This window comes from Pseudomonas cyclaminis, from assembly GCF_015163715.1.
GTDB classification, from domain to species: domain Bacteria; phylum Pseudomonadota; class Gammaproteobacteria; order Pseudomonadales; family Pseudomonadaceae; genus Aquipseudomonas; species Aquipseudomonas cyclaminis.
The window spans coordinates 1-15,464 of record NZ_JADDUM010000075.1; the positions used below are offsets into that span (position 1 = coordinate 1).

Genomic DNA, 15,464 nt, shown 5'->3' on the forward strand with positions numbered 1-15,464 from the left:
AAAAGCCTGCTCACCACAGAGGCCCGATCACCACAAAGAGCCTGATCACCACAGAAGCCCCCCTAACCAGAGAGGCCCGCTCATACCAACTGCACCTCATTCAAATGGCTCAACGTTGATCGACGTCGTCTTATAACCCAGTGAGCAAGTGGACTACGCCGTCCGATAAGACCATCACTCCCGCGACACCCGTCGCCTTCAACGCCGCCTCATCCAATCGTCCCACATCCTGCAACTGCACCCTTACCCGCGTCAGCGCCACCTGCTGTTGCGACTTGAGGTTATCCGCCCCTCCCAACGCACTCAGCACGTCGGCCGACAACAGACTCTGCGGCGGTGCCGCGACCGTCTCGGCAATCAAGTCCGGGGTCAGGGCTTTCCAGAACGCCTGTTTCAATTTATCCAACATGCTCAGTTCTCCAGCACAACGGTAGCTGTTTGGTAGTCACGCAAGGCCTCGCGTACCTGGGCGGCCTCTTCCAGGCTCAGCACCTGGCGGGCGATGCTCTGGCAGTCGCCAAGGTCCAGTTCACGCACGGTGGCCTTGATGGTCGGGATCAACGGCACGCTGACCGACAGCTCATCCACCCCCAATCCGATCAACAGTGGCACCGCCAGCGCTTCGGACGCCAACGCGCCGCACACGCCGACCCACTTGCCATGAGCGTGGGCGGCCTTGACCGTGGTGGCGATCAAGCGCAATACCGCCGGGTGAAAGCTGTCGGCCTGGCTGGCCAGCCGTGGATGGTCGCGGTCCATGGCCAGGGTGTATTGGGTCAGGTCGTTGGTGCCGATGGAGAAGAAATCCACATGGGGCGCAAACACATCGGCCATCAACGCCGCCGAGGGCACTTCGATCATGATCCCCAGCTTCGGCAGTTCGGTCAGCCCCAGCGCCAGCGCTTCCTCTTCGAGAATCCTGCGGGCCAGGTGCAACTCCGAGAGCAGGCTGACCATCGGCAACATGATATGCAGCCGCGCCAGCCCGGCACTGGCGAGGATCGCACGCAACTGTTCGCGCAACAGTGCCGGGCGCTCCAGGCACAGGCGAATACCGCGCAAGCCCAGGAACGGATTGGTTTCGGCCTCCATCGGCACGTAGGCCAGCGGTTTGTCGCCGCCCACGTCCAGGGTGCGCACCACCAGATTGCGCTCAGTACCCAGGGCGCGGGCGATGGCCGTGTAGGTGCTGGCCTGCTCCTCCGGGCTTGGCGCACGGTTGCGGTCGAGGTAGAGGAACTCCGAACGCAACAGGCCGACGCCTTCACCGCCGAGTGTCAGGGATTGCTCCACCTCCTGTAACGAAGCGACGTTGGCCGTGACCTCAACGTGATGACCGTCGCGGGTGACGGCGGGCAATGCGGCCTGCGCTACGTCTCGCAGCTGTCGCTGTTCCTGTTGTTGACGTGTCGCCTCCACCTGTTCGATCTCCGCCAGGTTCGGCTCCAGATGCAGCTCGCCTTTATCGGCATCCAGCAGGACCTGTTTGCCATTGGCCAGCGCCAGTACCTGAACAGGCACCCCGCAGATCGCCGGCAGGCCCAGGGCACGGGCGAGGATCGCCACATGGCTGGTCGCACCGCCGCCGACCGTGACAAACCCCAGTACCTTGCGGGTGTCGAGGCTGGCGGTTTGCGACGGGGTCAGTTGCTCGGCGATCAGAATGGCGCGCTCGGGCAGATCCCAGGCGCGATCCTCAATGCCCAGGATCAGTTTGAGTACACGTTGGCCAACATCAGCCAGGTCCGCTGCACGCTCGGCGATCAGCGCATTGCCCAACCCTTGGAACAACTTGACCGTGGCAGCGCTGGCACCATGCCAGGCAAACGCCGCGCTCTTACCCTCGGCGAGCAAACCATGGGCATGTTCCAACAAGGTCGGGTCGTCGAGCAATTCCTGATGGGCGCGGAAAATCTCCGCCTGGGCGCTGCCGCCAGCCTTGGCCTGCAAGCTTTGCAGCGCTTCGGTGGCAGCCCGCAGCGCGTGCGCCAATGCGGCACGTTCGGCCTCTTCGCCTGCGCCTTTTTCAGGGATGTTCAGTTCAGGCTCAGCCACCTGCACCACCTGACCAAACGCCGAACCCGGCGATGCGCACACACCTCGTAGCAGCGTCGCCGACACCACAGGTTCAACCACCACAGCCGGTGCCGCGACCGTCTCGCCACAGCCTTGCGTCAACAATTCCACCAAGGCCTTGATCGCCGCCTCGGCATCGTCCCCCGCCGCGCTCACTTGCAAGGTATCGCCCTGCACAGTTTGCAGCGCCATGATTGCCACCAGGGATTTTGCGTTGGCGCTCTGGGTTTGCTTGTGCAGGTAAATGCTCGCGTTAAAGCCCTTCGCCGCCTGGGCAAACACCGCCGCCGGGCGCGCATGCAGGCCATTGGTGTTGGGCAGGCTCAGCGGTTTGGAGAACAGCGCCTCGCCCTCCTCCTCGTCTGCCACGTCAAGCGGCTGCGCTGGGGATAACGCCAGCAGCGGCTGGCCGCTTTCGACCACACCATTGGCCAGCTGGGTGAACGGTTCGCCGCTGACCACCAGCATGAGGGTCAGCAAACTGCGGGCATTGAGCGCTACATAGTCGGCGTCAAATTCGATCAGCGGCTCGCCGGCCTCGACCCGCTGGCCTTCCTCGACCAATCGGGTGAAGCCCTTGCCCGCCAGGTTCACGGTGTCCAGGCCGATATGCATCAACACCTGCACGCCGTTGTCGTCGGTGATGCTGACCGCATGCCCGGTGTCCTGAATATTGCTGACCACCCCGGCCAACGGTGCGCAAAGGGTCTGCGAGGTGGGATCGATGCACAGGCCGTCGCCGATCATGCGGCTGGCGAACACCGGGTCCGGCACTTGATCCAGCGCCAGCAGCACCCCGGACAGGGGCGCCAGCAGTTCCAGGGGTTTCGATGGGGTCATGGCTTCACCTGCTGTTTTGTTCGGTAAAAATCATTGGATGGAAACAAATCCTGAAGATGACAGGGACCAGATGTGGGAAGGGGCTTGCGGTTATTTCCACCAGTACTCGACTTGCACACCGAAGTTCGACCCATGCCGCGCGGTGCCGTAGGACCCGGTGTCGGACAACGCCGATCCCGCCGCCAGTTCATTCGCTGCGCGCTTGGCCGCTTCGTTCCAGGTGGCGTAGGTGTAGTACAAGCGCACTTCCGGCCGTGCCCAGAAATCCGGGCCTTTGGGCGACCACGTCGGGGCGAAGGTGAATTTGCTCAGCTTGCGCGTGCCGCCGCTGGCGTCGACTTGATCATGGCCCAGTTCGGTGACGAGTTTGAATTGTTCGCTGATGGCATACGCCGGGCGCACGCCGAGGGACATCCAGGTCTGGTCCTGGCTGCCGGGACGGATATCTTTCTGGTACACCGCCTCGACCTGCCCGCCGAAACGCGGCGTGACCTGCCAATCGAAAAACTCCACGGCGCGATAACTTTTGCTGCTGTTATCCAAGAAGGTATTGCCGGTGTAACCCAGGCCGGTGCCGGGACCTTCGCCGTACTGCAACGCGAACTTGTTCTTGCCCCCCAGGAAAGGCTTTTGTACATGCTGCGCCGTCAACGCCCAACCGCTGTTGGTATCGCGGCCGCCGGCCTTCTCGATATAGCTCAAGCCCAGTTCCAGCTCGCCGCCAGGATTGGTCTTGAAGCCCGCGACGTTGAAGTCGTGACGGGTGGCGTATTCCTTTTGGTAGAGGTTGTCCTTGCGCGAAATGGCGTAGCTGTACTTGAGGTCGCCGATCAGCACGTCCTCGATACCGCCGCCGGTGGCGCTCTGGTTCCAGTAGTAGAAATCGGAGATATGGATGTCGTTACGTTTGTAGTAACGCCGACCGGCCCACAGCGAACCGCCGTTGAGGGCAGGCACGTTGGACCACTGCGCATACATCTGCGGCATGCGCGCCGAGCCGTTGTTCTCGCCCTGGAATTTCAGCTCGCGGTCGTACTTGTTGTACAGCGAGGCCATGGCATCGACGCTGAGCACCGAACCATCATCGAGGGTCAGCAGGTCCTGGCGCAGTTCCAGTTCGGCGTATTGCTCGCATTCGTTCCCCAGACGGTATTTGGATTGCGCCCCTGGCAGTTGGAAACATTGCTGCGGACCACTGCCGGTCGACGTGCCTGCGCCACTGCGCAAGTAACCGGCAAATTCCAGGGCCTGAGCGCCGAGAGGCAGGCTCAGGCACGATGCAACGAGGCCCAGCTTTATTGTTGTTTTCATGAAGCACTCCGATATTTTTATTATGTTTTGGGTCTAGCGCCCCGCACTCCCATACGGGGGTTGCAGCGGGTTTCAGTCCTTGAGGTGCAGCACAAAGGATTCGTAAGGGCGCAATACCACCGAGGCCGTGCGCAGCGGGCAGTCGGGGTAGTTGCTGATCAACAGGCGTTGCTCGCTGGCCGGGTTGATCACGTTGTCCGGCAGCAGAATGTCGCAGGGCTTGCCATAGAAGTTGTTCAGCACCAGCAGCCGCTCGCCCTGGCCCTCGCGCAGGTACGCCCACACCTGGGGGTGGTCCTGCAGCAGTTCGCGGTAAACGCCGTCCTGGATCAGCGGTTCGTGACGACGCAAGGCAATCAGCGCGCGGTAGTGATGCAGCACGGAATCGGGATCATCGAGTTGGTGCTCAACGTTGATCTGCGCGGCATTCGCCGGGAGACCGATCCAGGGCTCGCCCGTGCTGAATCCGGCATTGGCCTGCGTGTTCCACTGCATCGGCGTGCGCCCGTTATCGCGGGACTTCTGCATGATCGCCGCCATGCTCGAGGCCTCTGATTCACCGGCATCGCGCTTGAGGCGATAGATGTTGAGGGTCTCCACATCACGGTACTGCTCGATCCGGTCAAAGCCCGGATTGGTCATGCCCAACTCTTCGCCCTGGTACACAAACGGTGTGCCCTGGAGAAAATGCAGCGCCGTGGCGAGCATCTTCGCCGAGACCACGCGGTATTCGCCGTCGTCGCCAAAACGCGAGACCACACGCGGCTGGTCGTGGTTACACCAGAACAACGCATTCCAGCCGCCACCGGCCTGCATGCCCAGTTGCCAGTCAGAGAAAATCCGCTTGAGTTGCAGGAAGTCGAAGTCGGCCTTTATCCACTTTTGCAGGTTCGGGTAATCCACTTTCAGGTGATGAAAATTGAACGTCATCGACAGTTCTTTCGATGCAGGATTTGAATAACGAATGCAGTGTTCCAGGCTGGTGGACGACATCTCGCCGACGTTGATCAGGTCATGGCCCTCGAAGACTTCGCGGTGCATCTCTTGCAGGTATTCATGCACGTTGGGGCCGTCAGTGTAGAAGCGGCGACCGTCGCTGGTGTCTTCGGGGAAGTCGGCGGGCTTGGAGATCAGGTTGATCACGTCCAGGCGGAAACCGCCCACGCCCTTGTCACGCCAGAAGCGCATCAACTTGAACACCTCGGCACGGACCTTGGGGTTGTCCCAGTTGAGGTCGGCCTGGGTGTGATCGAACAGGTGCAGAAAGTACTGGCCGGTCTGCGCTTCGTATTCCCAGGCCGAACCGCCGAACTTGGATTCCCAGTTGTTTGGCTGGTCACGCCAGATGTAGAAGTCGCGGTACGGGTTGTCGAGGCTGCTGCGCGCCTGCTGGAACCATTCATGCTCGATGGAGGTGTGGTTGACCACGATGTCGAGCATCAACTTGATGCCACGCTTGGCCGCTTCGCCGATCAGCAGGTCGCAGTCGGCCATGCTCCCGTAGCTGGGGTCGATGGCGTAGTAGTCGCTGATGTCGTAGCCGTTGTCCCGCTGCGGCGAGCGCAGGAACGGGGTGATCCACAGGCAATCCACGCCCAGCCATTGGAGGTAGTCGAGTTTGTCCACGATGCCCAGCAGGTCACCGGTGGCGTTACCCGCGTGGCTGTGGAAGCTTTTGGGGTAGATCTGGTAGATCACCGATTGGTGCATGGGGGGTCCTTCAGTTGGTTGGGTGTTGGTAGTGCATTCCAACCTGTGGGAGGGGGCTTGCCCCCGATGGCAATCGATCAGGCAACCCGATAACCGGGCCGAACAATCTTCATGCTCAACGCACAGGTCAGAACAAACGGCACGACCATCGCGATGACCATCCCGATCACAAACATCGCGATGGATTGCGGCACGATCGAGATAAATCCAGGCAAGCCACCAACACCGATGGCCGACGCCTGTACCTTGTTCAGCGACAGGAAAATACTGCCCAGCGCCGAGCCCACCAAGGCCGCATAAAACGGAAACTTGAAGCGCAGGTTCACCCCGAACATCGCCGGTTCCGTGATGCCGAAGTACGCGGAAATCGCCGAGGTCGAGGCCATGCTTTTGTCCCGCGCATTGCGGGTCATGTAGAACACCGCAAGCGCGGCGCTGCCCTGGGCCAGGTTGGACATCACGATCATCGGCCAGATAAAGGTGCCGCCCTGGGTGGAGATCAGTTGCAGGTCCACGGCGAGGAACATGTGGTGCATGCCGGTGATCACCAGCGGCGCATACAACAACCCGAAAATCGCCCCGCCGAGCATCGGCGCCAGGTCAAACAGGGTGACCACGCCTTCGGTGATCAGGATGCCGAGGTGACGGGTCACCGGGCCGATGATCGCCAGCGCGAGCACGCCGGTGACGACGATGGTGGTGATCGGCACCACCAACAATTGAATGGCATTCGGCACGCGGGCGCGCAGCCATTTCTCGATCACGCTCATCACATAGGCGGCCATCAGGATCGGCAGAATCTGCCCCTGATAGCCGACCTTTTCAATTTTGAACCAGCCGAAAATATCGAAGTACGGCAGGCTTTGGCCGTCGAGCCCCGCCACGGCCTTGCCGTAGTTCCAGGCGTTTAGCAGGTCCGGGTGCACCAGCATCAGGCCGAGCACGATGCCGAGGATTTCACTGCCGCCAAACCGCTTGGCCGCCGACCAGCCCACCAGCGCCGGCAGGAACACGAACGAGGTATTGGCCATCAGGTTGATCAGGCTCCACAGGCCATCCAGGTTCGGATAGGCCTCCAGCAGCGTCTGGCCCTCGATGAACATGCCCTTGGCGCCCATCAGGTTGTTGATGCCCATCAACAGGCCGGCAATGATCAGTGCGGGCAGGATCGGCATGAACACATCGGAGAACACGCGCACCAGGCGCTGCATGGGGTTGGTCTTGTCGCCGCCGGCTTTCTTCACGTCGGCAATCGTCGAGGCGGCCAGGCCGGTCTGCTCGCGCAGGGCGGCGTAGACCTTTTCCACTTCGCCAGGGCCGATGACCACCTGGAACAGGCCACCGGTGAAGAACGAGCCCTTGACCAGATCGACCTGGTTCAACGCGCTGTTATTGACCAGGCTGGGGTCCTTGAGCGCCAGGCGCAGGCGGGTTACGCAATGGGCGGCTTGCTCAAGGTTGTCGCGCCCGCCGAGGTTCTCAAGAATCTCGCGGGCGATCGTCGAATAGTCGTGGCTCATGCTTGGTTTCCACTTTGATTTTTTTATTTGAGGGCAGTCATTGGCAGCACGCCGACGCCAAACGTACTCGTCTGTACGAGTTAAAGCAACAACTCGTCTGTACGAGTTTGGAAAATATCGCTTTGGGGTTTACCAAGGGTCAATGGACAAACCCCACCGCTGCCACTAAGGTTCCTGCCTTGAACGCACAGTTCACTTACAAACAGTCGGGCACAGAGCCATCCCCATGAGCAAATACAACCAGATCTACACGGATCTGCTTGCCAGCATCACTACCGAACGCCTGCAACGCGGTACGCGCCTTCCTTCCGAAACCGAATTGATGGACAGCTACCAGGCCAGCCGTGGCACCGTGCGTCGCGCCATCGAGCAGTTGCAGGAGCGCGGTTTTGCGCAAAAAATCCACGGCAAGGGCACGTTCGTGCTGTCCCCCAACCCGATTGAATTTCAACTGGGCGGCATCGTCAGCTTCCACGAAACCCACGCCGACCTGGGCGATGACGTACGCACCGAAGTGGTCGAATTCACCCAGTTCCCGCTGGAAGGCTCCTTGCAGCAACACATCGAAGCCGAACCCGGCAGCCTGATCACACGCATCAAACGCGTGCGACGCATTGGCGGCAAACGGGTGATTCTCGACATCAACCACTTTGTCGCCGACCTGATCCCCGGTCTGGACCAAACGATTGCCGAGCAGTCGATCTACGCCTTCATTGAACAGACCCTTCAGTTACAAATCAGCTACGCGCAACGCACCATCGAAGCCCTGCCCCGCAGCAAGGACGATCAGGCACACCTCGACCTCGACGGCCAAAGCCATGTGATCGTGGTGAGCAACCAGACGTTTTTGCAGGATGGGCGGCAGTTCGAGTACACCGAGTCGCGGCATACCCTGGATAAGTTTTACTTTTCGGATATTGCGCGGCGCTAACTATCTACCGCTGCCCCACCTGAGCACCCCGGCATGCTTTTTTCTCCATTGCCCCAGGAGAACAACATGCCGATCGACGATACCTCCCCCGCCGCCCAACAACAGCTCAAGGCCCTGGCACCGGCGGTGCTCGACACATGCCCGAACATGCAGACAATGGCGGCCGAAACAGCCCGTGAGATTCTCGTCAAACATGACCTTGCGGCACTGGACCCCGACCGGGTGTACTGGCACCGGTTCAAAGCCGGCACCAGCGATTCCCAAGCGTTTACCGGCTGGGTACACAACGAGAAACCGTTGGAGTCCATGACGCTGTCGCAGCTGGTGATCCACCGTTTCAGCCTGCACGACCAAGACAACGCTGACCTGCTTGACGGTGACGGTGGCTTCTACAGCGTGGGGCCCGACGCCCAGGTTTTCGATCACCGCAACGAGGTGCGACTGTCCGCCAGTGACGTGCTCGGCGACTTCTGGGACATCAACTTCAGCGAGCGCTACAGCACGCGAGTAGACGGTTTCTGGAGCGCTCATCAGGACGACTTCCGCACCCTGGGCAAGGTCAACTTTCTGGCCCAGGCCCTGCAAGCACGGCAGGCCAACCACCTGACCGACGCCCAGTTCCAGACGGTGATCAAGGCCGTCGCCAGCAACATCAGCTGGCCCCCGTCCCTGGCCAACCTGCAAGCCGAGGCGCCTGCCCCACAAGGCCTGCGACTCGCCGCGCTGGACATTGGCGGGCATATCGCCAGCGATATCCTGCGCATCATCGACCGCGACGGCAGGCAAATCATTTATGTGCCCGGTGAGGCTCAAGCCTTTCATTGCTTCAACACACCGGCAGACCTGCACTTCTGGCTGTTGTGCCAAACCAATCACCCGCAAAACCGTGCGCGGTTCATGACCCACTTCCCGCTGTCGGCCCAGGTTCAGCAGGACGACACCGACGCAGTGAGCTGGCGACAGTTGCTGGTGACGCCCGTGCTGATTTACCGCACCGCCCAGGCACTCACCGGCACACTGCCACCGGACTGGGTGGACAAGGGCCTGAACACGCAAATTGACCAGCTGTTCGTGACTTGGGGTGCGTGGAATCACCATTTGATCAATCAGGCGGACCTGTCCATCGACGGCGATGCGTTTACCTGGTTGGCCCAGTCCAGCAAGGCCCGCATGAACAATGACGCCGACTTCTGCCTGCACAGCAACGGTGACCTGCGCAAGAAGCTGTGGATCGGGTATCTGAATGCCTTCGGCAAAATTTTCGGCCCGATGGCCGTGGTGGGCGGGCCCGTGGCCCTGGTGGTGATCGGCGCCAGCGTGGCAAACCTGGGCCTCAACATCGACCAGGCCGTCAATGGCAAGACCCCGGCTGAGCGCCGCGCCGGGGAGCAAGGCGCGGTTTTCAGTGCAATCGACACACTGTTCAACCTGACCTTGTTGAAAGTCGACGGAGTACTGCCGGATATCGCCGAAGCGTCGGAGAGCTTTGCCGAGGCGTCCGAGCAAACCACGCGCCTGCCCGAGCCACTCGACACGCCCGAGGTCAGCGCTGAAAGCGTCGCGCCGGCGCCGGTGTTGCCAAGCGAGGTGCCAGCCCATTACGAGAGCAACCTGATACTGGAAGGCGAAACCTGCTCAACGACGCCCGGAAAGTATTTTCAGGTGTACACCCTGAAAACCTCGGACAACCTGCCGCAACACGCCATCCTGATGAACGACAGGGCCTACTACATACGTTATGAAAACGACCCCAACGGCCCAGGCTACTGGGCCATCGTCGATCCCGCCAACCCCAACGCATTTTCCGGATCGTTGCCGGTACGCCTGAACGAATTGAACGAGTGGGAACCACTGTCCGGTCGTCTGGGGCTGAAGGGTGGAGGCGGCAACTCCAGCAAGGCAAGCAAGGCCAGCAAGATCCGACCGACGCCCGAGGCCCCGCGCGTGACACCCCAGGCTGTCGCCAAGCCGGAGCCGTCGAGCGCCGTTCGCCGCGTCACCACTGTGTTCGACACCCCGCCGTCGTTGCGCCCGGAGCTGAGAAAGTGGGCGTTAGGGCTCGTCGAGACCCATATTCAAGGCCGTTTCCTGAACGTAGATCGCTACACCCACTACTTCGGCGCCACCCAGAACAAACTGGTGCAATCGGCCAAGGACTTCTACCGCGAACTGTCCTGGCCGCGCCTGCCCGAGCGTCCAAGCATCCCCACTGTTGACCCCTCAACCACCTTCAGCGAGCTGCTCGAACGTCTGCCGGAGGACCTGCCGGGCCTGGTCATCGGCGAAACCCCGGACCGCATCACCAGCACGCGACTGATCATGGAAAACATGCCGCAGCTGGCGCGCAAGGGTGTCAAAACCCTCTACCTGCAACGCCTGCTTAACGACTTCGTCCAGGACGACCTCAATCACTTCTTCCAGACCGGCTCCATGTCCGAAGACCTGGAAACCAGCTTGAACAGAATGAGCACCGACCCTACCGGGCAATTCAACGAGCTGGAACTGATCAAGACTGCCCGCAACAACGGTATTCGCGTCCAGGCCCTCGACTGCGCCGCCCACACCAAATACCCCGACCCCATGCTCAATCGTACCGAGCAAATGACGAGAAACTACCTGGGCCACACCGTTTTCCGCGCCGACAGAACCCTCAACGACGGTGGTAAATGGCTGTTCATGACATCGCCCACCAGCACCAACACCTTCAGGGAAGTCGCCGGCATCAGCGAACTGGAGGGAGGAATCGGCATACGCGTTGAAGAGGTATACCCCGGCCAAGGCCACGACCTGCGCATCGACCCCGGCATCGAGGTCGACCACGACGTGATAGAGCCCCAAGGAGGCCCCGCCAACACCTTCGATACCCTGCACGCAGACCTGCGCTTACAAGTCGAAGCGCCACCCCTGCAACGCACAGTCCTGCAAAACCAACGACTGCTGTTTCGCAAAGGCATGTACTTGATCGACGAGTCCCAGGGTTCATACACCCTGTACCACCACAGTCGGGGCCAGGGCATTGTCATGACGCCGATCACGCGATCGGCCGAAGGCAGCTTCATCATTGATCGCCCCACGTGGCCGCTGGTTCACCAAGTGCATTTTCCTACGCTGGATGGGTTGTCTCGGGCACTCAATAACACGGGGTTGAGCATGCAAAGTCGGCTGCCGCGCCTAGGGGTTTAACGTGCATAAAAAAACCTGGCCGTGGCCAGGTTTTTTTATTCACTTACTGCGAGCTGTGTGGGTCGACAGTGTTTATTCCCACTCAATCGTCGCTGGCGGCTTGCTCGACACGTCATACGTCACACGCGAAATGCCTTCGATCTCATTGATGATGCGGCCGCTGACCGTCTCCAACAATTCGTACGGCAGGTGCGCCCAACGGGCGGTCATGAAGTCGATGGTTTCTACGGCACGCAGGGCCACGACCCAGGCGTAACGACGGCCATCGCCTACAACGCCGACGGATTTTACCGGCTGGAACACTACGAAGGCCTGGCTGACTTTGTGGTACCAGTCGGCCTTGCGCAGTTCTTCGATGAAGATGTGGTCGGCGCGACGCAGCAGGTCGGCGTATTCCTTCTTCACTTCACCGAGGATCCGCACGCCCAGGCCCGGGCCTGGGAATGGGTGGCGGTAGACCATGTCGTAGGGCAGGCCCAGTTCCAGGCCCAGACGGCGGACTTCGTCCTTGAACAGTTCGCGCAGGGGTTCTACCAGCTTGAGGTTCATTTCCTCAGGCAGGCCACCCACGTTGTGGTGGGACTTGATCACGTGGGCCTTGCCGCTCTTGGCGCCGGCCGACTCGATCACGTCAGGGTAGATGGTGCCCTGGGCGAGGTACTTGATGTTGTCCAGGTGTTTGGCCTGGGCATCGAAGACGTCGATGAAGGTGCGACCGATGATCTTGCGCTTCTTCTCTGGGTCGGACTCGCCGGCCAGGTTGTTGAGGAACTGGTCCTCGGCGTTGGCGCGGATCACCTTGACGCCCATGTTCTCGGCGAACATGGCCATCACTTGCTCACCTTCGTGCAGGCGCAGCAGGCCGTTGTCAACGAAGACGCAGGTCAGTTGGTCGCCGATGGCTTTGTGCAGCAGCGCGGCAACCACGGAGGAGTCGACGCCGCCGGACAGGCCGAGCAGCACGTTGTCGGTGCCGACCTGGGCACGCACGTTGGCGATGGCGTCTTCAGCGATCTTCGACGGGGTCCACAGGGCTTCACACTCGCAGATGTCGAGGATGAAGCGCGACAGGATGCGGCCGCCTTGCTTGGTGTGGGTCACTTCCGGGTGGAACTGCACGCCGTAGTAGCGACGCTCATCGCTGAACATGCCAGCAATCGGGCAGCTCGGGGTGCTGGCCAGGATGTGGAAGTCTTCCGGCATCTTGGTGACTTTGTCACCGTGGCTCATCCACACGTCGAGGCCGAACAGGCCGTCGGCGTCGACGTGGTCTTCGATGCCGTCCAGCAGGCGGCTCTTGCCGACCACGTCCACACGGGCATAACCGAATTCACGCAGCTCGGAACCTTCAACCTTGCCGCCCAGTTGCTCGGCCATGGTCTGCATGCCGTAGCAGATACCGAAGACGGGCACGCCCAGGTCGAATACGGCTTGCGGGCAGCGCGGGCTGTTGGCTTCATGCACGGACTCGGGGCCACCGGCGAGGATGACGCCTTTCGGTGCGAATTCGCGAATCGCTTCGTCGTCCATGTCGAACGGATGCAGTTCGCAGTACACGCCGATTTCACGCACGCGGCGGGCGATCAGTTGGGTGTACTGGGAACCGAAGTCGAGGATCAGGATGCGGTGGGCGTGAATGTCGAGGGCCATGAGATCAGTCTCGTCTAATGAATCAGAAACAACTCGGGGCTGAATAAGACAGCCCCGGTTACTTAACTATTTGCAGGAAGCATCAACCTACGCGGTAGTTTGGCGCTTCTTTGGTGATCTGTACGTCGTGGACGTGGGACTCGGCCATACCGGCACCGGTGATCCGCACGAACTCAGGCTTGGTGCGCATTTCTTCGATGTCGGCGCTGCCGGTGTAGCCCATCGAGGAACGCAGGCCGCCCATCAGTTGATGGATGATGGCGCTCAGGGTGCCTTTGTACGGCACACGGCCTTCGATGCCTTCCGGTACGAGCTTCTCGGCGCCTGCCGAGGAGTCCTGGAAGTAACGGTCGGACGAGCCTTGAGCCTGGGACATGGCGCCCAGCGAACCCATGCCACGGTAAGCCTTGTACGAACGACCCTGGAACAGTTCGATCTCGCCTGGCGCCTCTTCGGTACCGGCGAACATCGAGCCCATCATCACGCAGGAAGCACCGGCTACGATGGCCTTGGACAGGTCACCGGAGAAGCGGATGCCGCCGTCGGCGATCAACGGCACACCGGTGCCTTCAAGGGCAGCGGCGACGTTGGCGATGGCGCTGATTTGCGGCACGCCCACACCGGCTACGATCCGCGTGGTGCAGATCGAGCCAGGGCCGATACCGACCTTGACAGCATCCGCGCCGGCTTCGGCCAGGGCCTTGGCCGCTGCGCCGGTGGCGATGTTGCCGCCGATCACCTGGACTTCAGGGAAATTCTGCTTGACCCAACGTACGCGGTCGATCACGCCTTTGGAGTGACCGTGGGCGGTGTCGACCACCACCACGTCCACACCGGCAGCAACCAGGGCGGCAACGCGGTCGCCGGTGTCTTTACCGGTACCGACGGCAGCGCCTACGCGCAGACGACCTTGGTCATCCTTGCTGGCCAGCGGGTAAGCCTTGGCTTTTTCGATGTCGTTGACGGTCATCATGCCTTTGAGGGCGAATTTGTCGTCGACGATCAGCACGCGCTCGATGCGGTGCTTGTGCAGCAGTTCGCGTACGTCGTTCTTGTCGGCGCCTTCCTTGACAGTGACGAGGCGCTCTTTAGGCGTCATCACTTCGCGGACGGTGACTTCAAGACGGTTTTCGAAACGCACGTCACGGGAAGTGACGATGCCGACCAGGTCGCCATCGTGCAGCACGGGAACACCGGAGATGTTGTGCAGGCGAGTGAGGTCGAACAGGTCACGCACGGTGGCGTCGGCTTCGATGGTGATTGGATCTTTCACCACACCAGCTTCGTAACGCTTGACCTTGCGCACTTCGGCAGCTTGCTGCTCGATGGTCATGTTCTTGTGGATGATGCCGATGCCGCCTTCCTGAGCCATGGCGATTGCCAAACGGGCTTCGGTGACGGTGTCCATGGCAGCGGAAACCAGGGGAATATTCAGCTCGATGCCACGGGTTAGGCGGGTCTTGAGACTGACTTCGTTAGGAAGCACCTCGGAATAACCGGGCACTAGGAGAATGTCGTCGAATGTCAGAGCTTCTTGGCTGATACGCAGCATCGCGGGGGCTCCCGAGCGGGAAAATGGAAGCGCGCCATTATATACATGCGCCCTGTCGGGCTCAATGTAAAACTCTGACAAACTTGGTAATACTGATAGATGGATTAAAGTTCGACCTTAACCCAACTGATCTTCTGGTCCAGCCAATCGGCAAATTCGTCGATAAAGCTCTGCTTGAACCCCGCCTCCGCCCAGTTGTTGAAGATGAATCCCAGGTTGGAAAACCCGCACGCCTGCAGGAACAGAAACCCATTGATGTCATCTTCATGCCCACACAGCGGGCAGGTGAAGTTGTCGGTGTGGCCGGGCATCCAGTCTTCCAGGCTTTCGAACAGCGCTTCGCCGACTTCCTTGCGACATTCCGGGCAGCCGGCTTCTTCGAGAAAGCCCTTGGCCGGCGTATAGATGCAGCGCTTGTAGATGATCTCCAGGCCATTGACTGGCTCGTTGAACGGCAGCGCTTCGGGGTCCAGCACCACGGCGCGGGCACCGTCGGCCAGGGCGTAGGCCATGCGGTTACCGGTTCGGCCACAGGTGGTCAGCTCTTCCTTGATGATGTTCTTGCGCACCAGCCAACGCACGATGGCCCTGGCGCGGGGCTCGTGGACGGGCAAGGTGGAGATTTTCGGGACAAGGATGCTTTGGGAGTTCATGGGAGTCCTGCGGTGTGGCTGCTGACGCCATCGGGGGG

General features: G+C 60.8%; 10 protein-coding genes. 2 read left to right on the plus strand and 8 right to left on the minus strand.

The genetic code is table 11. The annotated features are described in order from the left end of the window. Positions 1 to 130: 130 nt before the first annotated feature. The 5 genes from IQK56_RS11390 to treP form a co-directional block, all read right to left on the minus strand. Positions 131 to 409, minus strand: coding sequence for a PTS sugar transporter subunit IIB (locus tag IQK56_RS11390; protein ID WP_193862063.1), 279 nt, complete (start codon positions 407 to 409; stop codon positions 131 to 133). Between the two features lie 2 nt (positions 410 to 411). Then, positions 412 to 2,916 carry a phosphoenolpyruvate--protein phosphotransferase gene (ptsP, locus tag IQK56_RS11395; RefSeq protein ID WP_193862064.1) on the minus strand — a complete coding sequence of 835 codons (2,505 nt, stop codon included), beginning with the start codon at positions 2,914 to 2,916 and terminating at the stop codon, positions 412 to 414. A gap of 90 nt (positions 2,917 to 3,006) precedes the next feature. Next, positions 3,007 to 4,227, minus strand: a complete 1,221-nt coding sequence (locus IQK56_RS11400) for a maltoporin (RefSeq protein WP_122305441.1) — start codon at positions 4,225 to 4,227, stop codon at positions 3,007 to 3,009. 72 nt (positions 4,228 to 4,299) lie between these two features. Then, positions 4,300 to 5,937, minus strand: a complete 1,638-nt coding sequence (gene treC, locus IQK56_RS11405) for an alpha,alpha-phosphotrehalase (RefSeq protein ID WP_193862065.1) — start codon at positions 5,935 to 5,937, stop codon at positions 4,300 to 4,302. 77 nt (positions 5,938 to 6,014) lie between these two features. After that, positions 6,015 to 7,457, minus strand: a complete 1,443-nt coding sequence (gene treP, locus IQK56_RS11410; RefSeq protein WP_099585596.1) for a PTS system trehalose-specific EIIBC component — start codon at positions 7,455 to 7,457, stop codon at positions 6,015 to 6,017. A gap of 226 nt (positions 7,458 to 7,683) precedes the next feature. On the opposite strand from treP, the gene treR reads away from it, so the two are divergent. After that, positions 7,684 to 8,388, plus strand: a complete 705-nt coding sequence (gene treR, locus IQK56_RS11415) for a trehalose operon repressor (protein WP_122305444.1) — start codon at positions 7,684 to 7,686, stop codon at positions 8,386 to 8,388. Positions 8,389 to 8,454: 66 nt separating this feature from the next. Beyond that, positions 8,455 to 11,571 carry a membrane-targeted effector domain-containing toxin gene (locus IQK56_RS11420; RefSeq protein ID WP_193862066.1) on the plus strand — a complete coding sequence of 1,039 codons (3,117 nt, stop codon included), beginning with the start codon at positions 8,455 to 8,457 and terminating at the stop codon, positions 11,569 to 11,571. A 72-nt stretch (positions 11,572 to 11,643) separates the two neighbouring features. Here the strand turns inward: IQK56_RS11420 and guaA are convergent, their stop codons facing one another. The 3 genes from guaA to IQK56_RS11435 all read right to left on the minus strand — a co-directional run bounded on the left by guaA (position 11,644) and on the right by IQK56_RS11435 (position 15,426). Next, the gene (gene guaA / locus IQK56_RS11425) at positions 11,644 to 13,221 is read right to left on the minus strand and encodes a glutamine-hydrolyzing GMP synthase (protein ID WP_112196667.1); all 1,578 of its coding nucleotides are present in this window, start codon (positions 13,219 to 13,221) and stop codon (positions 11,644 to 11,646) included. Between the two features lie 82 nt (positions 13,222 to 13,303). Continuing rightward, on the minus strand, positions 13,304 to 14,773 hold the full coding sequence (gene guaB / locus IQK56_RS11430; RefSeq protein ID WP_017478674.1) for an IMP dehydrogenase: 1,470 nt from the start codon (positions 14,771 to 14,773) through the stop codon (positions 13,304 to 13,306). A 104-nt stretch (positions 14,774 to 14,877) separates the two neighbouring features. Then, entirely contained in the window at positions 14,878 to 15,426 is a 549-nt protein-coding gene (locus IQK56_RS11435; protein ID WP_193862067.1) for a sugar ABC transporter ATPase, read from the minus strand. Between the last annotated feature and the right edge of the window lie 38 nt (positions 15,427 to 15,464).

Excerpts from the sequence above, each read along its gene's own strand:
- treC (WP_193862065.1), bottom strand. The coding sequence starts at position 5,937 with ATGCACCAATCGGTGATCTACCAGATCTACCCCAAAAGCTTCCACAGC.
- IQK56_RS11390 (WP_193862063.1), bottom strand. The coding sequence starts at position 409 with ATGTTGGATAAATTGAAACAGGCGTTCTGGAAAGCCCTGACCCCGGAC.
- ptsP (WP_193862064.1), bottom strand. The coding sequence starts at position 2,916 with ATGACCCCATCGAAACCCCTGGAACTGCTGGCGCCCCTGTCCGGGGTG.
- guaB (WP_017478674.1), bottom strand. The coding sequence starts at position 14,773 with ATGCTGCGTATCAGCCAAGAAGCTCTGACATTCGACGACATTCTCCTA.
- IQK56_RS11400 (WP_122305441.1), bottom strand. The coding sequence starts at position 4,227 with ATGAAAACAACAATAAAGCTGGGCCTCGTTGCATCGTGCCTGAGCCTG.
- IQK56_RS11420 (WP_193862066.1), top strand. The coding sequence starts at position 8,455 with ATGCCGATCGACGATACCTCCCCCGCCGCCCAACAACAGCTCAAGGCC.
- guaA (WP_112196667.1), bottom strand. The coding sequence starts at position 13,221 with ATGGCCCTCGACATTCACGCCCACCGCATCCTGATCCTCGACTTCGGT.
- IQK56_RS11435 (WP_193862067.1), bottom strand. The coding sequence starts at position 15,426 with ATGAACTCCCAAAGCATCCTTGTCCCGAAAATCTCCACCTTGCCCGTC.
- treP (WP_099585596.1), bottom strand. The coding sequence starts at position 7,457 with ATGAGCCACGACTATTCGACGATCGCCCGCGAGATTCTTGAGAACCTC.
- treR (WP_122305444.1), top strand. The coding sequence starts at position 7,684 with ATGAGCAAATACAACCAGATCTACACGGATCTGCTTGCCAGCATCACT.